Genomic DNA, 21,401 nt, shown 5'->3' on the forward strand with positions numbered 1-21,401 from the left:
TTTGTATTATTCTTGATCGTCGCAAAGAGCATATTGACAAAAGATCTCTTGACTATTGATAGAGAGCTCATGTTCTTTTTTTATGACGTAATGATAATTCCCTTCTTGATCTTGTTCTCGTGCTTTTACATTATCAGCAAGCATAACTTCAAGCCACTTCCACACTTTTTTTTTCAAATGTGTATCCAAGACAGGAAATAAAATTTCTACTCGTTTCACCATATTTCTTGTCATCATATCTGCAGATGAAAAGAAAAACTTTTCCTGTTTATTATGATGAAAATAATAAATTCGGCTATGTTCTAAAAATCGTCCCACAATGCTTCTTACTCTTATATTCTCGCTAACGCCTTGAATTTGAGGGCGCAAGCAGCACGCTCCTCTAACAATGAGTTCGATTGTCACACCCGCTATAGAAGCTTCATATAGCTTCATAATTAAAATTTTATCCGTCAATGAGTTCATTTTCCCAATGATTCTTCCATTGCCATACCGTCTGTGATACTGTATTTCCTGATCAATGAGATGCAAAAAATCGTTTCTTATATCAAATGGTGCAACGGATAAATGATGATATACTGGTTTTTGCGTATAGCCACTTAAGTAATTAAAAAAATTGGCCGCATCTATCCCGATGTTTTGGTTGACAGTAAAAAGACTTATATCCGTATAGATCTTTGCCGTCGCATCGTTGTAATTCCCAGTACCAAGATGAACAAATCGCTTAATATGCTCTCCTTCTCTTCTCACCACGAGCGTAATTTTACCATGCGTTTTTAAATGCGTCATTCCATATATCACGTGGCATCCTGCCCGCTCTAACTCTTTAGCCCATTGCACATTATTCTCTTCATCAAACCTTGCTTTTAGTTCAACTAGTACCGTCACTTGTTTACCTTTTGCAGCCGCTCGTTTTAATGCTTTAATAACGGGAGAATCTCCACTTACCCTATATAACGTTTGCTTAATAGCAAGCACATTTTCATCGTCTGCTGCACAGTTAACAAAGTCAAGCACCGGCTTAAACGATTCATAAGGATGGTGAAGCAAAATGTCTCTTTGAATCATTTGATCGAAAACATTTTGATCCGGGTGTAACTGTGTTGTAATCTTAGGAATAAAGGCTTTTTCAGCGAGCTCTTCATGGGTAGATTTAAGTAATCTATAAAACGAAAACAAACTGGTTAAATCCAACTGTTCTTTGATCTCATACACATCTTCATCGTCAATTTCAAGGACTGACTTTAAATACGCTAGTACACCCTGATCGTATGGACTCTTAATCTCAAGCCGAACAGCCGCTCCCCATTTTCGCTTCTGCAACTCTTCTTCAATCTCTTTTAATAAATCTTGAGCGTCTTCTTCGTGAATAGTCATATCTGCGTTGCGGGTAATTCGAAATTGAGAAACGGAAGAAACGCAGTATCCCTTAAACAACTTTTTAATAAAATAGGCAATCACATCCTCTAGCAATACAAATAGACGGGTAGAATCTGACGTAGCTATTTCAATATAGCGCGTTAGCATCGAAGGTACTTGAACGATGGCTAGTCTTCCTTTTATCTCGGCAATTTGCTGCTCATCATTTAACTTTTCTGAAAGGACAACTGCTAAGTTCAAGCTTTTATTCATCAACATAGGAAACGGCCGGTATGTATCAATAGCCATAGGAGTTAATACGGGAAAGATTTGCTCGTCAAAATACTGTTCAAGCTTATCTAGATTTGATTTCTCCAGCTTTTCAACCGAAATGATTTCCACACCGTATTTCTGTAATTCGGGAAGAAGTGTGTGAATATACGTATTATACCGCTGCTTGACAAGCTCGTGGTTTTGTTTGGAGATAGAGAATAACTGCTGTGTAGGAGTTAAGCCTGCTTTGTTTTCGGGTTTGTTAAATCCAGCCTTCACCTGATCTTTTAACCCCGCTACCCGAATCATAAAAAACTCATCCAGATTCGAACTGAAAATCCCTAGAAATTTAAATCGCTCAAGCAAAGGGTTTTTCGTATCTACAGCTTCTTCCAGCACCCGCTTGTTAAAGGCCAGCCAGCTCAATTCACGATTATTGTAATAAGCTGAATCAGCCACTTGTATGGTTTGCTTATAAGTGCGATTACTTTCTAACATTAGCCTCACCTTCCAGGATAATGAATTTAATCTAGTTAGCTATACTGAATATTCTAACCGATCCAGCGTTATTCTAAAGCTTAGTAAATTCAAGAACAATATTTTTTTTTACTACTTTTTCTAGATGCTTTTTCTGTTTTTCAGCCTGATATTGTTCAGGAAGAAAGGTTTTTGTACATAATAGTTTAATCGTCACTGTGTTTTCATCGCTTTTCACATCAATATGTTGAACAACATTTCGCTTTGTTGCATGTAAGCCATCAGCTATTTTTAAAAGTGCACCGAGCAGCTGAACTTTTTTTTGTTCGTCTTTTGTTAACCACTTTTTAAAAGGAGAAACATATTGCCTAAAAGAAGACTTCCCTTTATATGAAGAAACAAGTGCCAGCTTTAAACGTTCTCTATGTGAAATTCCATCTATTGTACGATTAGCAAGCACATAAAACGTATGCTGGCTGCTTGATTCTGCATCAATATACTTTCCTATATCATACACTTGCGCAGCTTTTATAAGAAGCGCTAAGTCATCCTCTTTTAACTCAACCGGTCCCTGCTCCCTAAGATGCTGAAACATCATACTAGCTGTGCGCGTAAGCTGTTTGACGTAATCTTTACTTACTTCAAACTCTTCCATTATTTCTTGAAAACTTTGCTGTATGACATCGGGGTACATTGGCTGGATATTAGCATCAGATGCTTCTTTAAATAACAGCCCTTCTCTCAAGCCTTTGCGGCTTAGGATGAAGCGAGTCGCGTTCACTGTTTCATATACTGATTGAAATACTTCAATCGCTAGCAAAATTGTATCTGCACGATCGTTTGACAAGCGGTCTAGCTTTTGAAGATTGTGATAAGACAATGAGCCTATAGCAGATTTCACATGCAATATATCAGCTAAATTCATTTCATATTGATGCAGCCCCGCGAGAGGATAGTGGATAAAACCTTGATGCAGTTGCACCATACTTCTTGCACTTCCTCCAATTGCTACAATCGGCACATGACGATTTAAAAGCCAAGGGACAGCATGGAAATGCCGGATCACGAAATCCCGGATTTTCGCTTTTTCTTCTGCAGTGGGAATATTGCCTTTGACGAACTGCAGACGTAGAGATAAGGCACCGAATGGAAAGCTGTGGTACTGCACTAACTCTCGATTGCGAAAATACGTAACTTCCGTACTTCCCCCGCCAATGTCAATTGTAATGGCTTCTTCGATCGAAGTGGAATGAATAACTGCAACAAAGCCGTAATACGCTTCTTCATATTCAGACAATAGTTGAATAGAAAAGCCCGTTTCTTTTTTTACAAGGGCTAGAACTTCTTTTGCATTAGTCGCTTGACGGATGGTAGCTGTGGCCACACAGGTAACGCGCAGCAGCTGATAATGCTTGGTAATAACTCCAAACGTTTTAAGCGTATCAAGCAAGGTATGTATTCCTTTAGCCGTTAACACTCCTTCTTTATCTAAATAATTTCGAATCCGTGCAGCTACTTTCACGTTTTCAATTTGCTTAAACCCTCTGCCTTTTTTGTATTCATAAATAACAAGGCGTATCGTATTTGAACCTATATCAATCAGTCCATGCTTATAAGTCAATGTAATTTCAACACCTTTTTCAAAATAACTTTAAAAAGTCACTTTTACTTTTTTCAATCGTATACTGTTACAGCATAGTCATATATCAAAGGAGCGAAGTTAATGAGATATATAGTAAAGCGCGGTGAAACCTGGCAAAGCGTTTCAGGTGACTACCGGATTCCGGTTGAAGACCTGTGGATGGCTAATCCTTTTGTAAGCCATCATGCGCTGAAGCCTGGGCAAGTAATCATCATTCCAAACCTCCCCGATAAAGAGCTCATTCCTTACACGATCCACGTGTTTATTGCTGAAAAACAGCTTGAGTTACGAAGAAATAATATCATACAAAAAGTCTATCCCATTGCAGCAGGAAAAATGCTGAGCGCAACCCCTACTGGAGACTTTGTTATCGTTAACCGGGAACCAAACCCCGGGGGGCCTTTTGGTACAATGTGGCTAAGCTTGTCTAAAAAGTCATATGGCATTCACGGAACAGATAATCCAAGTTCTATTGGAAAAGCCGTATCCAAAGGATGCATTCGCATGTATAATGCCCAAGTAAATGAGCTAGCTCAAATTGTGCCAAATGGTACTGGTGTTTATATTCGCCCTTCTCGACGAATGGCTCAATAGTTCAGGATTTACTAATTAATGATTGTGTAACTGTGCGAGCAGCATTTTTTTTAAATAGAAAGTATGGCGTGCTGTTCCACTTTACTTGTATAAGGAAGCGTAACAAAACAAACCCTATACATAGGAAATTTCATTAATTACCAAAATACTTCTTCGTGTAATTATTTTCAAATGGGACAAGACACGCTATAATGAACGTATCAGCTTTCACCTTATAGGTTGAACAGCTGATATGATAGAAAGGGAGTGAACGTATGTCTCAAGCAAATGGACAAGGCTCTTTGACCCCGTCTGTATCTGAGATTGCACAAGCTATTTTCACTGTAAATCGTCACGCAAAAGCTGCTCCTGATCCTAAGCAGTTATATACGTTAAAGAAAATTGCATTAGATCAACTAATTTTAGAAGGAAAAGCAAAAAAAGAAGGACTTCACTTTTCGCCAAACCCTGGTAAAAGTCAACAAAAATCAGATGTACTTGTATCAGTTGGAGACTACTTTTTCCATATGCCTCCAAAGAAAGAAGACTTCAAAGAGTTATCACACCTCGGCCATTTAAACCATCAGTATCGAAATCCCAAAACGACTATGTCATTATCTTATGCGAAGCGCTTATTATCTAAATATACGGGTCATCTCGTACAGCCGGCTAAAAGCCCTGTTTCGACTCCAAGAAAACGGCAAGCACCTGTGTTTAAACCGCTGGGTAAAAGTTATTTTTAAAAAAAGTGCCTGAAGTGGAGCAATCTGCTTTCAGGCACTTTTTTGTCTTCCTACAAAATATAGAGATCAATCAACTCAACAAGCTCTCCGATTTCAGGCTTACTTACTTGTCCTTCCGCTCCTACCATTTTTCCCTTGTGACGTAAATCTTCTGTGATAAGAGAAGAGAAAATAATAACTGGAAGGATAGAAAGCTGAGGATTTTCTTTCACTTTTTTAGTTAAATGATGTCCATCCATTTGCGGCATTTCTATATCTGTAATAAGCAGCTGGACTTGATCACTGATTTCCACTCCTTCATCGATCACCGAGCTTAGATAGTTCCATGCTTCCTCACCGTTCTCGAAAAATTCCGTGTTCTCATAACCTGCTTGTGCAAGAGTATCTTCAATCATTCGGCGCAGCAGCGGCGAGTCTTCAGCCACGACAATCTTTTTATTAGAACGTTCTCTAGCCCCTAGCTTTTTTATTTTCGACTGATTAATACCCGCATCAGGGTTCACATCAGAAATCAACTTTTCGAAGTCTAACAGCAGAAGCATTTGCCCGTTTAATTTTACCACTCCAGTAATCTGCGTTTCCAAACCTTGATACAAATCTGAAGGCTTCTCAATTTCTTTCCAAGAAATACGGTGAATTTGCGTTACTGCGTGTGTGTGAAAGACTATTTTTTGCTGATTGAACTCTGTGACGATTAACTTATCTTTTTCCGGCGTATTTGAAGGTTCCATTTTTAACGCTTTTGCTATGTCAACGACAGGAAGAACTTCTCCTCTTAGCTCTATAATACCTTCTATGTAAGAATGCGCATTTGGAACAGGTGTAATAGATACAGGATTAATAATCTCTCTAACTTTTACTACATTGATGCCAAATAAAACATTTCCTATCTCAAATTCGACAATTTCCAGTTCGTTTGTACCACTTTCTAACAGTATTCCTTTATCTTGATTCATATCACTTACTCCTCTCATCTCACCCGCTTATCTAATAGTCCATATTTCCTATTATAGTGACCGCCTCTTATATCCGTAAAGAAAAATTTTCTTATTTTATTATCCTTTTTCCCTAAAACATATACATAAAATATTGTTTTACGAATTAACAGAATATTATATACTATATAAAAACATGAGCGTTGATCCCTTTCGTCTTATCCTCTGCTCAGTTTTTTACTTGCTCTACTTTACTTCTCTATACTAGCTTATGAACTTGAGTCAAACGACCACTCCTATTCAAATGAGGTGTAATTTATGAACAGAGGATTACAAAAAGAAGAAACAAAAAAACGCATCCAAAAAGCAGCTATCTCTTTATTCCAACAGCAGGGATATCAAAAAACGACTGTGTCTCAAATTACGCATGAAGCGGGTGTAGCAAAGGGAACATTTTTTAATTACTTCAAAACAAAAGAAGAAGTTCTTCACTACCTTGGAATTAATTTCACAAACCGTATCTCCTATAAATTAGAACAGCTCCTTCAAACCGAAGAATCAACTGCTGCCATTGTCAAACAACTGTTTTTATTACTAGCACAATCAAACGAAGAAGCGAACCCTCACCTAATCCGTTCTTGGTTTCATATTGCTATTACCAACAGTTCCTTTCAACAATCTGAAATTCTTCAAATTGAAAAAATGCGCGCTCATTTTACAAAAGTTTTTCAAACAGGACAAGACCGAGGTGAACTTATAGTCGATATCCCTGCCGAAGAAATGGCTTCTATTGCTATACTTAATTTTTTTGGCACCCTTCTCTACTGGTGTACTAACCAACCCGACTCTGCTACCCTTCAAGAAAGAATAGACAAGTCGGTTACTCTTCTATTTAGAGGGTTTCTTATTCATTCCTAAAAGCCTGTTCACAAATTTTTAACAAGAAATCGAAGATAGCTGTGGACTCTACAGCCAAAACGGTTTATACTACACAAAGTGAATGAATAATCTTAAAAGAAGGTGTTCGTAATATGAAAGGCTCCGTCATTCTTTTTAATGACGATAATGAAATGACCATTATTGAAAACGTAGAAGAAGCTGTATATCAAGATATTAAAGAACAAGAAGGCTCTGATCACTGCGTTGTCACATTGGACGATCATGAAGTTGATTTTGGCTACGTTTCCCCCGTTTATTGGCGTGAAGGCCAAATACACACTGACTAATATACAAGACCTGCATATATATGCAGGTCTTTTTATGCACTTATTTTTTTGAATCTAGAATTGAACGTGAAGCAAGGAACCTCTGATTTCCTAACACATACCTTAGCACATTCGCAGTTAAAAACAGGGTTAACAACTATATAGAAAGGGTACATTTCAAGTAATAGAAGCTGCGTTTTATTTTAAAAAAGGAGGTTTATGTTATGAGTTCTTATCGAAAAAATATGAATCACTATCCTCACTCATCTCAGTACACACCTTACCAACACTATTACGCAAAAGAAGCTGATCGTATTTTAACGGCTATGAGTACAAACTTTAATAAACAGCATTTGAAATCTCTTATCGACGATGCGTTAGATAACAGAGATGAAGAACAATTTTATGAACTAACAACTGCTTATAATAAGCTATATAACACCTAACTTAAAACCACTATTTGCAAAATGCGCAAATAGTGGTTTTTTACCTATTTTCATTGTGATAAAATGAGTTGAAAATACGCGGAAGGATTTGAAACCATGGAGCACTTAATCAATAAACGTGTCAAAGAAATTGAACTATCAGGAATACGTACATTTTATAATATGGTCTCACAATACCAAGATGTTTTATCCCTCACAATTGGACAACCTGACTTCTTAACACCACAGCATGTAAAAGAAGCGGCAAAATCTGCAATTGATGGTAACCAAACTTCTTATACCCACAATGCTGGAACAATCGAACTGCGCGAGGCAGCAGCTCAATTTGTCAAAGAAAAATATGACTTGCACTATAACCCAGCAGATGAAGTGATTGTGACCATTGGAGCTAGTCAAGCAATTGATATTGCTCTTCGCACCATTTTAGAAGAAGATTCCGAAGTTATTTTGCCTGGACCTGTTTATCCAGGATACGAACCGCTTATCCGGTTAAACGGCGCTAAACCTGTACATATTGATACAACCGAAACAGGATTTCGACTAACTGCGGATTTAATCGAACAACATTTGACCTCTAAAACAAGATGCGTCATCTTACCTTATCCGTCTAATCCTACAGGCGTGACGTTGTCACAGCAAGAATTAGAAGAAATTTCCGCTCTTTTAAGCGATAAAAATATTTTTGTACTATCTGATGAGATATACAGCGAGCTCGTTTTTGATAAAAAACATCAGTCCATTGCCTCCATTTCATCTATGAGAGAGAAAACAATTGTTATTAACGGAGTATCAAAGTCTCACTCCATGACGGGCTGGCGAATTGGTCTTTTATTTGCTCCTTCTTATTTAGCCAAACATATTTTAAAAGTTCATCAATACAACGTGAGCTGTGCTTCTTCTGTCTCTCAAGCAGCTGCACTCGAGGCACTGACAGCAGGTAAAAACGATGCGGTGGATATGAAAAAAGAATACGAACAAAGACTGAATTATGTGTATGACCGACTAGTAAACATGGGATTTGACGTAGAAAAGCCGACTGGTGCTTTTTATATCTTCCCTTCTATCCAGAACTTCCACAGTAATTCATTTGATTTTGCCCTGGAGTTAGTCAAAGAAGCGGGTGTTGCACTAGTACCCGGCAGCGCTTTTTCTTCCCACGGTGAAGGATATGTACGCCTGTCGTATGCGTATTCCATGAACACGCTGCGTGAAGCCTGTGATCGAATTGAAGCTTATCTTACATCTCGTCAATCACGTTAAACCGATGGTAAGAAGTGTATGCATTTTTTTGTGAGTGATAGCACATAAGAGCGGGTATACTAGAAGCATATAAATTGACTTCAATAGTGTATCATTATAAAATGTGCATCGATTCACTAAAGAAATACATACTTTTAACGGAGGTTTTTATTATGACAAAAGATTTTTTTGATGTGGTAAATGAACGTACATCGATTCGAGAATATGACTCTTCAGCTAAATTAAGCAAAGAAGAATTAACGGAACTTTTAGAAGCAACAGTGAAGTCACCATCAGCTTGGAACTTACAGCACTGGCATTTCGTTGTTATTACAGACCAAGATGCGAAAGAACGTCTACTTCCAATTGCTTACAACCAAAAACAAATTACAGAAGCAGGCGCTGTAGTAGCTGTGTTAGGTGATTTAGAAGCCAATAAAAATGTAGATGACGTGTACAACCCACTAGTCGAAGCAGGTCACATGACAGAAGACGTAAAAAACATTTTGTCAGGACAAATTAACGGCGCTTATAAAAACGGTGCTTTCGCCCGCGATGCCGCGTTTACAAATGCTTCGCTTGCATCTATGACATTCATGCTTGCAGCAAAAGCAAAAGGATATGACACATGTTCAATGGGCGGATTTAACGCACAAAAATTTGTAGAAGAGTTTAAAATTGAGGATCGATACATTCCAGTTATGCTTATTTCAGTTGGAAAAGCAGCTAAAGAAGCACATGCTAGCGATCGTTTACCATTAGATCAAGTTACAACTTGGATTTAACAAAAAACCCTGCAGCTGCAGGGTTTTTCTATGTAACTAAATGGATTTCACCATGCCTCCGTCGATTAGAAACGACTGGCCTGTCATATATGAATTCGCTCCCGAGACAAAGAAAGCAACGGCTTTAGCAAACTCTTCAGGCTGACCGTAGCGCTTAAGAGGAATTTGGTTTCTCATCTCTTCTTCAACTTCTAAAACGTCTACTCCCATTTTTTCAGCACGAATGGTATCTAGCTCTTTCACTCGGTCTGTTGCAATTCTTCCTGGCGCAACTGTGTTAATTAAGATACCGTCCTCTGCTAGTTCTGAAGCAAGTGTTTTCGTAAGTCCCACGATTCCTGTACGGAAGGTATTTGACAGAATAAGTCCAGCAATTGGCTCTTTAATGGAAGAAGAAGCAATATTGACAATACGTCCTCCGCTCTTTTTCATAAAGGGCACTACCTCACGAATAATACGAATATAGCTGAGGAGATTTAACTCAAATGCCTGCTTCCAATCATCATCTGTTAACGAAAGGAAATTCCCAGCTTTAGGACCTCCTGTATTATTAATTAAAATATCAATAGTTCCAAACGTATCTACTGTATATTGAATAACATCTTGAATGTCCTCTGTTTTTGTAACGTCTGCCGTTTTATGTAACACTTGTCCGCTTCCAAGGTATGAAATCTCTTCTGCTACTTGGGCTAGTTTCTCTTCTGAACGACTTGCAATCATAACGTTTGCGCCTTCTTCTGCGAGTCTAGCAGCAATCGCTTTGCCAAGCCCTTGGCTGGCTGCAAATACAAGCGCTGTTTTTCCTTTTAATTCAACATCCATTTCTTTCACCTCATCTAATAGTTCGAATCTTTTTAACTTTATCACGTTCTCGTCAAATTCTTCAATAAATATGAAATAATTTCTTTTTTCCATATGGTATAATTATCTGAAAATTATTTCTTAAAGGAGGCAAAAAAGCAGTGTATAAAAAGCAATGCTTTGTCTTTCATCAAAATAAGCCTGTAATATGTACGGTACGATCATATACATCGAATGATTTTGATGAGTTGATTCGGATTCAAGAAGAAAGTTTTCCCCCTCCTTTCCCTTCTGAATTATTATGGAGTAAAGATCAGTTAAATAACCATGTTTCCCTTTTTCCGGATGGAGCGCTATGCGTGGAGATAGACGGGACAATATGCGGATCTATCACAAGCGCGATTGTTTCAGTGGAAGGAAATGCGGCTCACACATGGGATGAAGTAACAGGAAGCGGATATATTCATACGCACGACCCTTCTGGTAATACGCTTTATGTAGTGGACGTGTGCGTCACTCCTTCGCATCGATCAATGGGGCTTGGGAAGCTGCTTTTGCAGTCTTTATATGAAGTGGTGATTCATTACAAGTTAGAAAGGCTGCTCGGCGGGTGCCGCATCCCTGGATACGCACCAGTGTCTTCCTTGTATCAGCCGGAACTCTCTACGACCCCGTTATGACCTTTTTGATGCGTTGTGGCAGAACGCCTATTGGCCTCGCAGCAAACTATATTGAAGATAAAGATTCACACAACTACGCCGTACTAATGGAATGGAAAAATCCATTTTATACGTCTATTCAAAAAGAGGCTGGGACAAAAGCATTTTAGCCCAAGTGAAAAACGAACCATTAATCAACATGTTTGATTAGTGGTTCGTTTTTTTGTGATGGTGAATATAGTTTTATCTGTCTCGTTCCTTCTAGCAGTTGATTGGATTCATTGCGTTATGTCTCAACTTCTTTTTAGATTATTGAACTTCTTCAATGCTCCACTCCAGTTCTTTATGAGTCAGAACAAGATGCGCCTGCAATTTACTCATCTCTTTGTGCTCAAACCGATCATTATACATTTCATTCATATCGTCAAAATCACCGATTGTATACAAAGGAATTTTAATATCTTTACGGGATTGAACCATATGTTCAAAATCAATAAACAAACCGTCATTCGTTAAAGTAAGAAGCGTATTTGCTAACACGAGCGGCAAAATCGGATATTCTAACTTCTTCCTTCTAAATACAAATCTTTTTTGCTTAATTGCTGACATTTTTAACGGAATGATTCGACTTAAAATGTGCTTCATATCATACACGTCTCGAAAATAGATTTTGTTATAAAATCCATCATCGTGAGCTAAATAAACAAATTGGTTACCGAGTTTATTATTAAATGGCGAATTGAGCGGTTTTTTTAAATGACCTAAATACAGCAGCGCTGCAATATCTTGAGGTTCTAACAAATCCAACGAAGATATATCCTCAAAATCAATCCAACAAAAATCGCCATAATCATAAACATCATCCTCTGCTAAAAGATGAATTTGTTCTTCTTCTACATAGTCCATATGGGTTTGGTAATGGTAATCACTGTCTTCAAAACCGTGCTTTAACAATAATATATTTGCAAGCGGCGTAGGAAGGGAATGATAAAACTCTTTAAATTCAATTCCATATGTAATAAAGCATTTTTTATTTACATGGCCATTAATATAAACGATATCTCTTATTTCATCTGCTTTACTCAACCGTTCTAACCACCTTATTGATTGATTCTGTGATCGATATGTAACCGTTCTACTGATTTATATATTATACTTCTAAAATAAACAATGTGTAAATATATATTGTTGGCAATTTCTTTTGTATTCACTCCCCCTTCTACTGATCATTTTATTGGATAGGACAGAAAGGTATAGAGCTGATCGTGAATGTGGTAGAATGTGTGTATCTTATTAATTAGCATGTATGAACACGGAGGTATACAAAATGGATGTTCGCCATTTGCATTACTTAACAGAAGTGGCTAAACATAAAAATTTCACAAGAGCTTCTGAAGCGCTGCATATTTCTCAACCTTCTCTCAGTAAAATGGTTAAATCATTAGAAGAAGAGCTCGGCACACCTTTGTTTGATCGCGCTGGCAAACAAGTGCAGCTTACCGATGCAGGAATAATTGTGTACGAGCAAGCTGAAAGCATTTTATCTTCTCTCCGAGATTTATCGGATTCCCTCTATGATTTAATGCATTTAAAAAGAGGAACCATCAAAATAGGCATTCCCCCTATTATTGGTACATTGTTTTTTCCTACTATTATTAAAGCATTTCGAGAGCAATACCCTGAGATTGATATTCAATTAGTGGAATATGGCGCTAAAAGAATGCAAAAGTTTGTGGAACAAGGAGAAGTGGACGTGGGGGTAGTTTTACTTCCAGTTGATGAAAATATGTTCTTTACGACTCCTTTAGCTCGAGAAACGCTGCAGCTTGTTGTGCATAAATCTCATCCGTTGGCTCAGCATTCTACGATTTCATTAAAAGAGTTAAAAGACGAAACGCTTATTTCCTTTCATGAAGACTTCACCATGCATGAAATGGTCTATAACGAATGTTTAAAAAATGGATTTACGCCTAATATTGCTTTTAAAAGCTCTCAGTGGGACTTCATTGGAGAGCTGGTAGCTGCTAATCTCGGCATTGCTCTTTTCCCTTATTCACTATGTGAAAAGCTTGATTTGGAGCATATGAAAGTAATTAATCTCGAGAATGCTATTCCATGGGAAATTGCTTTAATTGTTAAAAAAGATCGATATATCTCTTATGCTACGCAGGCTTTTATTGATTATATTAAAAGTACAGTTTAACAAAGCTAAGACAAAAGTAGTTTAATTAAAAATCCGAACGAGCCTGATTCTCCATCAAGAATCAAACTCGTTCGGATTTTTTTCATGGCGGTGTAACAAGTCATTCATACTAAATCATTTATCCCATTGGTTCGTCTTTAGATTGAATGGATGTAGGCATGTCACAATTTCTTTTTTTGATTGCCTTTTATTAAATAATTACACCTTATATTTCACAAACGCTTTTTTGAAAAGGTTACCAACGCATTTGTAAAGAGATTTCTTGCGACTATAACTAAAAAGAATAGTTATCATAGTTATTATATATTTCATATTATAGTCGTTTTTTTGTAAGATAAGTGTGTAGCATTCATTTACTTAAGTTGTATCCCCATTTGCAAAATCCAAATAGTTTCTCTTTTCCCATGATGGAGTCGTCTTTTCAGCATAGACGACTCCATTATTGTCTCAACAAACTAGGAATGAATGAATAAAAACATAAATAAAGGAGGCTAATCATGAAACTGATTATGGTGATTTTACAGATTTTATTACTAACGGCTCTGTTTTTAATAGGAGAAAGTATTTCACAGTGGTTTGACCTCCCAGTGCCAGGTAGTATCATCGGATTTTTCTTACTGTTTTTCTTACTGTACTTTAAAGTAATTAAATTAAGCTGGGTTGAACAAGGTGGAACACTGTTAGTGGGAGAACTATTATTATTTTTCATACCAGCCGTCGTTGGACTCATCAATTATGGAGATGTATTGATGCATTTTGGAATCCAGATTGTGATTATTATCACAATCAGTACGATTATTGTGATGTCTGTAACGGGAATCATTGCAGAACATATTTCAAGAAGAAAGGAAGGTTCGCTAAAATGACATTACTCACATGGATTGCTCTTCCGCTTACACTGCTCGTTTATGTCGGCACAAAAGTGCTCTATAAAAAATATAAGTCTATGCTAGTTTCCCCTATTTTACTAGCCCCCATTCTTTTAATTGGCATCTTATTAGTAACGAATGGCTCTTATGATCATTATAAGCAAGGCGCCAGTGCTATTAGCTTTATGCTTGGACCAGCAACCGTTGCTTTTGCTGTTCCTATGTTTAAATACTTTGATTTACTCAAAAAACATCGTGTTGAAATCAGCTTAAGCGTAGGGCTCGGAACGTTTGCTGCCATGATTTCTTCCATGCTGTTAGCATTAGTGTTTCATTTACAATCAACGCTGGTTCATAGCTTGATTCCAAGATCGGTGACGATTCCTATTGCTGTTAATGTATCTCAGACGCTAGGAGGAGATCCGAATATTACCATTATGTTTGTGATTATAACCGGTGTAGTGGGATGTATGGTCGCTCCAAAACTCATTAAGCTCCTCGCACTGCACTCTTCTCTAGCAAGAGGTCTTCTTTTAGGCGTAGCTTCTCATGGGACAGGTACAGCAAGAGCTTTTGAATTTGGAAAAATTGAAGGTACTTTTTCTAGCCTTGGCATGATCGTAGCAGCACTTCTTACAATGCTGTTTGCGAATATGCTTCTGCCTACTATTTTCGCTTAAAAGATAAAAAAGGTGTGATCATATATGATCACACCTTTTTATTATCCAATATGAAAAGTTGATTTTACGAACTCAATAACTTCTTCCGTAGAAGACATTGATAGAATTGTATCTAAATGAGGTTCGATATCAGCTTTTGATAATTGACGGATTTGAGAACGAGCTTTCAGAATAGATGTTGCACTCATTGAGAATTCATCTAAGCCTAAGCCTAAAAGAATTGGAATGGCAATCTCATCTCCTGCCATCTCTCCGCACATGCCTACCCACTTACCTTCTTTGTGAGCCGCTTTGATTACCATATTCACTAAGCGAAGAATCGCTGGGTTATACGGTTGGTATAAATAAGACACGCGCTCATTCATGCGGTCAGCAGCAAGCGTGTATTGAATTAAATCGTTTGTTCCGATAGAGAAGAAATCTACTTCTTTAGCAAATAAATCTGCGATTACCGCTGAAGAAGGAATCTCTACCATCATCCCTACTTCGATGTCTTCCGAAACTTGTACGCCTTCTTGTTGAAGTTTTGCTTTTTCTTCTAAAAGAATAGCTTTTGCTTGACGGAACTCATCAACAGTAGCGATCATAGGAAACATAATTTTCAGATTACCGTATACGCTTGCACGTAGAAGCGCACGAAGCTGTGTACGGAACATGTCTTGCATCTCTAGACATAAGCGAATGGCACGGAATCCTAAGAATGGGTTCATTTCTTTTGGTAGATTTAAATAAGGAAGCTCTTTGTCTCCACCAATATCAAGAGTACGAACAACCACTGGTTTGCCTTCCATACGTTCAAGAACTGTTTTATAAGAAGTAAACTGCTCTTCTTCTGTCGGAAGCTCTTCGCGGCCCATATATAAGAATTCTGTACGATAAAGGCCAACGCCCTCCCCGCCGTTTTCTAATACGCCTTTTACATCTTCTGGTGTACCAATGTTAGCTGCAAGTTCAACGTGATGATCATCAGCTGAAACCGTTTTTTCATTTACAAGCTTAGCCCACTCAGCTTTTTGTTCTGCATACTCAGCGGCTTTTTTCTCGTAAGCTTTTACTGTTTCTTCGCTTGGATCAACGATAACTTCGCCATCTAAACCATCAACAATTACTAATACGCCGTTTTGAATGTCTTCCATAACTGTTTTTGTACCTACAACAGCTGGGATTTCCATTGAACGCGCCATAATTGCTGAGTGAGAAGTACGTCCGCCAATATCTGTTGTAAATCCTTTTACGAACTTACGATTTAACTGTGCTGTATCAGACGGCGTTAAATCTTCTGCGATAATGACAACTTCTTCTGAGATTAAGCTTGGATTTGAAACGTTTACACCTAAAAGGTGAGCTAATACACGTTTTGTTACGTCACGGATATCAGCAGCACGTTCTTTCATATATTCATTGTCCATTGACTCAAACATATTAATAAACATTGCCGCTACTTCATCAAGTGCATGTTCAGCGTTTACATTTTCATTCGTAATTTTATCTTTAATTGGATTAATAAGTTCAGGATCGCTTAGAACTAATAAGTGAGCTTCAAAGATTTCTGCTTTGTCATCTCCAAGTTCTTTACGAGCGTGCTCTCTAATAATTTCAAGTTCTGATTTTGATTTTTCTAGCGCAGCTTCTAGACGTGCTACTTCTGCTTCAACTTCAGTTACTGATTTTTTTTCAACGGTTAATTCTGGATTTTCTAGACGAAATGCTTTAGCAATAGCAATGCCGCTAGAAGCGGCAATGCCTTGAATTTCCTTTGTCATTATTCGCCTAATCCTTCTTTGCTCATTGTATCTTCAAGAGCAGCAAGTGCATCTGCTTCGTCAGAACCTTCTGCAGAGATAGTGATTGTAGCGCCTTTTTGAATACCTAAAGACATAACGCCCATGATTGATTTTAAGTTTACAGTTTTACCGTTGAATTCTAAGTTGATATCAGAATCAAATTTGCTTGCTGCTTGTACTAAAGTTGTTGCTGGACGTGCGTGAATTCCTGAGTCTGCTGTTACTGTAAATGTTTTTTGTGCCATGTTAAATCAATCTCCTTTTTACTTTGAAATGTTAATAATATTTGCTTCTTGTTGAGAAACTTGGCCCTGCTTTAAGATATCAATTTTTTCATCAGCTTGTAAATTCGTGAAAATGATCGGCGTAATCGTCGATGGCGCATTTTCTTTTACAAAGTCTAAATCAATTTTCAATAGAGGCTGTCCTTTTTTCACTTCATCGCCTTGGGCAACTAAAGCTTCAAAACCTTCGCCTTTTAAATTAACTGTATCAATACCAACGTGAATTAAAATTTCACGTCCAGTCGTTGATTCAATACCTAAAGCATGTTTCGTCGGGAATAAGTTTACTATTTTTCCGTCCACTGGTGCAACTACTGTGCCTGTTTTCGGAATAATTGCAAAACCGTCACCCATTAATTTTTGTGAAAATACCTGATCTGGTACTTCCGATAAAGGTACCAATTCTCCCTCAATCGGTGAAACAATATCATTACCATTATCGCTTCCTACTTCAGATGTTGCAACAGGTTTTTCAATTGTTTTTGTCTCTTCTTTTGTGACAACCGGTGTTTTGCCATTCATAATGTCTTGAATTTGACCTTTTAACGTGTCAGATTTCGGACCGAAAATAGCTTGAATATTGTTACCAACTTCAAGAACACCAGCTGCTCCAAGTTTTTTCAAGCGGTCTTTATCAACGTGACCCACATCATCTACTGAAACACGTAAACGCGTAATACAAGCATCTAAATGTGTAATATTTTCTCTACCGCCAAGTGCAGCTAAAACATTTGTTGGAAGCTCTGCTGCTTCTACTTTCTCATCATCTGCACCTTCTTCTTTATCTTCGCGTCCCGGTGTTTTTAAGTTAAATTTACGGATTGCAAAGCGGAAACCGAAGTAGTAGATAACTGCTAGAACTAAACCTACTGGAATAACTAGCCACCATGCTGTACGGTTTTGTAGAACCCCGAATAGAATGTAGTCAATGACTCCCCCAGAGAACGTCATACCGATTTTAACATTTAATAATTGCATAACCATAAACGACAAACCAGCAAATACTGCGTGAATTGCAAATAGTATTGGCGCTACGAATAAGAATGAGAACTCAAGCGGCTCTGTAATACCCGTTAAGAAAGATGTTAAAGCAGCTGAACCCATGATACCAGCTACATATTTTTTGTTTTCAGGACGAGCTTCGTGATAAATTGCAAGAGCTGCTGCTGGTAATCCGAACATCATGAACGGGAATTTACCAACTTGGAATGTTCCTGCTGTTAAAGGCACGCCATCTTTTAATTGTGCAAAGAAAATACGTTGATCCCCGTGAACCACATTACCTGCTTTATCTACATATTGCCCAAATTCAAACCAGAAAGGTGAATAGAAAATATGATGTAGCCCAAATGGAATTAATGAACGTTCAATTAACCCAAAGATAAATGCTGATAAGGTTAAGTTTGAATCAATCATATTTGTTGAGAAAGTGTTCAGACCACTTTGAATTACTGGCCATACTACTACCATAATTAACCCTACGATAATAGCTGAAACTCCAGTTACAATTGGAACAAAACGTTTTCCAGCAAAGAAACCTAAATATGCTGGTAAATCAATATTAAAGAATCGATTATACATTGAAGCTGCAAGTACCCCGATGATAATACCACCGAATACTCCCGTTTGCAGTGTATGAATACCTAGTACACTTGCATATGCTGGGCTTTCCTTCAATAACTTGCTAAATTCTACTGCGTCTAATGTATCTAACCCTTTTACTGTACCCATTGTTACGTTCATAATTAAATAACCAACAATGGCCGCAATTCCTGCTACTCCATCACCGCCAGCTAATCCAACGGCTACCCCAACGGCAAACAATAGCGGTAAATTACCAAAAATAATGTCGCCGGCATTAGCCATTACGTGAGCAATGAGCTGGAACCAATCTGCATTTAAGGCTGGTAATAAGTCTAATAATGTTTCATTTTGAAACGCTGTACCGAAGCCTAATAAAATACCTGCTGCCGGTAAAATCGCAACCGGTAGCATAAGTGCTTTACCAACTTTTTGTAAGACGCCAAAAAGCTTTTTGAACATGGCGTTTACCCCCTTTTATATACTTAGTGTGCAACAAGCTATTTATTTGATACGTGAATCATTAACGCGCTTTCATAAAACGCTTTCTTTAACTAGAAAACTCATTACATCTCCTGGTGTTATGAGGCGAAGTCTTCAATGATTGCGCTTTCTTATAACAAAAAAAGGCATGAGGAAAAAGAAACGACAAATGGATACACTCATCCAATTACACATCGCTTCATTTCTCACTCATGCCTGATCGTATCAGTAACACGTATTGAAATGATTTTATAAATCCGTTTTTGTTATAAGTCGCTGCAAATGCATCGTTAAGTAAACTGCTTCTGCTTCATACACAGGTAAATGTAACGCTTGCTGCATTACTTTTATCACTTTCCAAGACACATTGTAACACAGAGGATATTCTTCTTTCAATAGCAAAGCAATTTTTTTTGGCTCTTCTATTTTTTCTCCTGTTTTTACTCGATCAATGGCAAAATGTAAATGACGAATCAATCTCATATAGTGTACAGATTCTTTGTCTACCTGCAGATGAAGCGATTCTTCAATCACATTAATAATCGTTTGAATAAGCTGCGAGTCTTGATTCACTTCCAGCAGATTTTTTTCAGTCAGCGCGCTGTGAATATGTAGCGCAATAAAACCAATCTCTCCTACTGGAAGCTTCACGCCTATTTTACGACTAATAATTTCTACCACTTCAGATGCGATCGTGTATTCCTCTGGATATAAGGCTTTTGTTTCAAGTAAAAATGGATTTTTAAGCCCCATTCCCTGCTGAAAACGTTTTATTGCAAACGCGATATGATCCGTCAATGAAATGTGTATATGCTCATTCAAAGGAATGTTAACACGCTTTTGAATGTGCGTTACAATATCATTCATCATTTCAATCACGTCTTCATCCACCTGAGCTAAAAGCTGCTTGTACTGTTCTTGCTCTTCTTCACTCTTTAACAAAAACATTTTCTCCACGGCTTTTGCATCGATTTCATCGCCTTTTTTCTTATTGAACCCTATTCCTTTCCCAATTAGCACAACTTCATCATAGGTAAGGTGTTTAGCAATTAATACATTATTATTAAGTACCTTTTCTACAAAAAAGGACTCTTTCACGAATCCTTCACTCCCCTGTTTCGGCTTTCTATTATTTGCTTTCCTATCTTACAAATAATACGCATAACCGTCAATTCATTTTTCTTTGTTTCAAATATTATTGAACTAAACTATTTGAGTTACGTATTATCTTAGTAGTTCTTTGCTGGAAACGCAACGTCTTTTTTGCTCGTCCCATAACAATTTTTCATAATAAAGTTTTGAAGCATAACGCTCAGAATGAATACACCCGCTTGTAAAAGCGTAAAAAGAACAAGTGAAGTGGTAATAGATACCAGTAAAATCCCATAGTGAATTAGTAAAATATCTACTATACGCAGCCCCGCTATAATGATCCCAGCTCCAATAAAAAATTCTTTGACTACACTCCAAACGAGGAGAATCGTAACAATACAAACATAAATCATCGTTGCATTTACGGAATCATGAGTAGCCGACGCAAACCATCCCGTATAAAACCAATTATTATGAAAGTATGCTAACAGCAGAAACATAATAGTAGAAGTAATGGCGAGCATTCCCAGAAAAAATGTAGCGTAATGCACAAATGTCATATACCGTTCTGTTAGCCATACATACCAAATCTTTGAAATACTAAAGCCTATAGTCATTAAAACGCCTGTATAAATTGTTTTCCACCAGTGATGTGTATAAATATCCCAGTGTAAAAATAATTCTTCAATCCCCATAAACATAGCCGAAATGATTAAAATATAGCGGAATTTTAATTGATAAGCAGCTACCACCATAGCCATGATTGGAAAAGCAAACGTTTGAGAAGTTAAGGACCCAAACAAATTATCAAAATATTCATTGGTCATAAAATCAGGATCGTACTCGTAACTTTCAAACAACACAAATACAACATACTCTAGTACATAAGCCATTCCAATGATAAAAAAAAGCAAAACGACTAGCCTTTTATCTTTTTTACGTATGAATACTGTAAGCAAAACGGCTGTGCTGATAATAATCAATGCAAAAAAAGCAGTATAATGAGGCATAGACGTCTCCCTTTTACGACCTAATTATTACTTAGAGTAAGACGTTTTAGCTAAATTATACATAGCTAGCTGCTATTCAAAAGAGATTGAGACATACTACATCAATCTAATCTAAAGGCGAACAAATCGGATACATGAGATAGTATGGATCGCTTGCTGCACTGCAGGTGATTCCCTGCAAGGCTTCGCTTTCCCTACAGGAGCCTTCGCCCTGCTCTCCACTCAACAGTTAGAAGCCTACATACAGGAAACCTACGTTGTAATGTAACCCTAACCAT

At 37.5% G+C, this 21,401-nt stretch carries 20 protein-coding genes and 1 pseudogene; 11 read left to right on the top strand and 10 right to left on the bottom strand.

Translation table 11 applies throughout. From position 1 onward, the window contains the following. Positions 1-6: 6 nt before the first annotated feature. Both ACWATA_RS17670 and ACWATA_RS17675 read right to left on the bottom strand, forming a co-directional pair. Entirely contained in the window at positions 7-2,130 is a 2,124-nt protein-coding gene (locus ACWATA_RS17670; protein ID WP_473050005.1) for an RNA degradosome polyphosphate kinase, read from the bottom strand. 73 nt (positions 2,131-2,203) lie between these two features. Continuing rightward, entirely contained in the window at positions 2,204-3,730 is a 1,527-nt protein-coding gene (locus tag ACWATA_RS17675) for a Ppx/GppA phosphatase family protein (protein ID WP_473050006.1), read from the bottom strand. Between the two features lie 102 nt (positions 3,731-3,832). Between ACWATA_RS17675 and ACWATA_RS17680 the strand changes: the two genes are divergently transcribed. Both ACWATA_RS17680 and ACWATA_RS17685 read left to right on the top strand, forming a co-directional pair. Next, positions 3,833-4,345, top strand: coding sequence for a L,D-transpeptidase family protein (locus ACWATA_RS17680; protein WP_473050007.1), 513 nt, complete (start codon positions 3,833-3,835; stop codon positions 4,343-4,345). A gap of 254 nt (positions 4,346-4,599) precedes the next feature. After that, a complete protein-coding gene (locus ACWATA_RS17685) occupies positions 4,600-5,067 on the top strand; it encodes a YkyB family protein (RefSeq protein WP_013056025.1) in 468 nt (155 codons plus the stop codon). A gap of 50 nt (positions 5,068-5,117) precedes the next feature. On the opposite strand, the gene ACWATA_RS17690 is transcribed toward ACWATA_RS17685, so the two are convergent. Next, entirely contained in the window at positions 5,118-6,023 is a 906-nt protein-coding gene (locus tag ACWATA_RS17690) for a chemotaxis protein (RefSeq protein WP_048020021.1), read from the bottom strand. Between the two features lie 297 nt (positions 6,024-6,320). Between ACWATA_RS17690 and ACWATA_RS17695 the strand changes: the two genes are divergently transcribed. The 5 genes from ACWATA_RS17695 to ACWATA_RS17715 all read left to right on the top strand — a co-directional run bounded on the left by ACWATA_RS17695 (position 6,321) and on the right by ACWATA_RS17715 (position 9,677). After that, a complete protein-coding gene (locus ACWATA_RS17695; protein ID WP_013082269.1) occupies positions 6,321-6,920 on the top strand; it encodes a TetR/AcrR family transcriptional regulator in 600 nt (199 codons plus the stop codon). A gap of 113 nt (positions 6,921-7,033) precedes the next feature. Further along, positions 7,034-7,228: a hypothetical protein gene (locus ACWATA_RS17700; RefSeq protein WP_013056022.1), complete on the top strand. Its 195-nt coding sequence runs from the start codon at positions 7,034-7,036 to the stop codon at positions 7,226-7,228. A gap of 203 nt (positions 7,229-7,431) precedes the next feature. Then, a complete protein-coding gene (locus tag ACWATA_RS17705; protein ID WP_028414125.1) occupies positions 7,432-7,653 on the top strand; it encodes an IDEAL domain-containing protein in 222 nt (73 codons plus the stop codon). A 96-nt stretch (positions 7,654-7,749) separates the two neighbouring features. After that, positions 7,750-8,913: an aminotransferase A gene (locus tag ACWATA_RS17710; protein WP_033578399.1), complete on the top strand. Its 1,164-nt coding sequence runs from the start codon at positions 7,750-7,752 to the stop codon at positions 8,911-8,913. A gap of 152 nt (positions 8,914-9,065) precedes the next feature. Next, positions 9,066-9,677 (top strand): nitroreductase family protein, encoded by a 612-nt coding sequence (locus ACWATA_RS17715; RefSeq protein WP_014461024.1) that lies wholly within the window; start codon positions 9,066-9,068, stop codon positions 9,675-9,677. A gap of 36 nt (positions 9,678-9,713) precedes the next feature. Here ACWATA_RS17715 and ACWATA_RS17720 read toward each other — a convergent pair whose 3' ends face one another. After that, the gene (locus ACWATA_RS17720) at positions 9,714-10,499 is read right to left on the bottom strand and encodes an SDR family oxidoreductase (protein WP_028414127.1); all 786 of its coding nucleotides are present in this window, start codon (positions 10,497-10,499) and stop codon (positions 9,714-9,716) included. 140 nt (positions 10,500-10,639) lie between these two features. On the opposite strand from ACWATA_RS17720, the pseudogene ACWATA_RS17725 reads away from it, so the two are divergent. After that, a pseudogene (locus tag ACWATA_RS17725) lies at positions 10,640-11,307 on the top strand (GNAT family N-acetyltransferase). Between the two features lie 139 nt (positions 11,308-11,446). Here the strand turns inward: ACWATA_RS17725 and ACWATA_RS17730 are convergent. Further along, a complete protein-coding gene (locus ACWATA_RS17730; protein WP_047751395.1) occupies positions 11,447-12,223 on the bottom strand; it encodes a hypothetical protein in 777 nt (258 codons plus the stop codon). Positions 12,224-12,464: 241 nt separating this feature from the next. Between ACWATA_RS17730 and ACWATA_RS17735 the strand changes: the two genes are divergently transcribed. The 3 genes from ACWATA_RS17735 to ACWATA_RS17745 all read left to right on the top strand — a co-directional run bounded on the left by ACWATA_RS17735 (position 12,465) and on the right by ACWATA_RS17745 (position 14,889). Next, complete coding sequence (locus ACWATA_RS17735) at positions 12,465-13,340, top strand: LysR family transcriptional regulator (RefSeq protein WP_033578395.1); 876 nt, start codon at positions 12,465-12,467, stop codon at positions 13,338-13,340. 497 nt (positions 13,341-13,837) lie between these two features. Continuing rightward, a complete protein-coding gene (locus ACWATA_RS17740) occupies positions 13,838-14,206 on the top strand; it encodes a CidA/LrgA family holin-like protein (protein WP_014461029.1) in 369 nt (122 codons plus the stop codon). Further along, on the top strand, positions 14,203-14,889 hold the full coding sequence (locus ACWATA_RS17745; RefSeq protein ID WP_013056013.1) for an LrgB family protein: 687 nt from the start codon (positions 14,203-14,205) through the stop codon (positions 14,887-14,889). Before ACWATA_RS17740 ends, ACWATA_RS17745 begins: the two co-directional genes overlap by 4 nt. A gap of 41 nt (positions 14,890-14,930) precedes the next feature. On the opposite strand, the gene ptsP is transcribed toward ACWATA_RS17745, so the two are convergent. The 5 genes from ptsP to ACWATA_RS17770 form a co-directional block, all read right to left on the bottom strand. Continuing rightward, the gene (gene ptsP / locus ACWATA_RS17750) at positions 14,931-16,652 is read right to left on the bottom strand and encodes a phosphoenolpyruvate--protein phosphotransferase (protein ID WP_045292764.1); all 1,722 of its coding nucleotides are present in this window, start codon (positions 16,650-16,652) and stop codon (positions 14,931-14,933) included. Next, positions 16,652-16,918 carry a phosphocarrier protein HPr gene (locus tag ACWATA_RS17755; protein WP_013056011.1) on the bottom strand — a complete coding sequence of 89 codons (267 nt, stop codon included), beginning with the start codon at positions 16,916-16,918 and terminating at the stop codon, positions 16,652-16,654. Before ACWATA_RS17755 ends, ptsP begins: the two co-directional genes overlap by 1 nt. 18 nt (positions 16,919-16,936) lie before the next feature. Beyond that, positions 16,937-19,000: a glucose-specific PTS transporter subunit IIBC gene (gene ptsG, locus ACWATA_RS17760; RefSeq protein WP_025749413.1), complete on the bottom strand. Its 2,064-nt coding sequence runs from the start codon at positions 18,998-19,000 to the stop codon at positions 16,937-16,939. Between the two features lie 270 nt (positions 19,001-19,270). Then, complete coding sequence (gene glcT, locus ACWATA_RS17765; protein ID WP_165635676.1) at positions 19,271-20,119, bottom strand: glucose PTS transporter transcription antiterminator GlcT; 849 nt, start codon at positions 20,117-20,119, stop codon at positions 19,271-19,273. Between the two features lie 131 nt (positions 20,120-20,250). Then, entirely contained in the window at positions 20,251-21,123 is an 873-nt protein-coding gene (locus ACWATA_RS17770; RefSeq protein ID WP_165635675.1) for a hypothetical protein, read from the bottom strand. Positions 21,124-21,401: the final 278 nt, after the last annotated feature.

The organism is Priestia sp. USM5 (assembly GCF_058323215.1).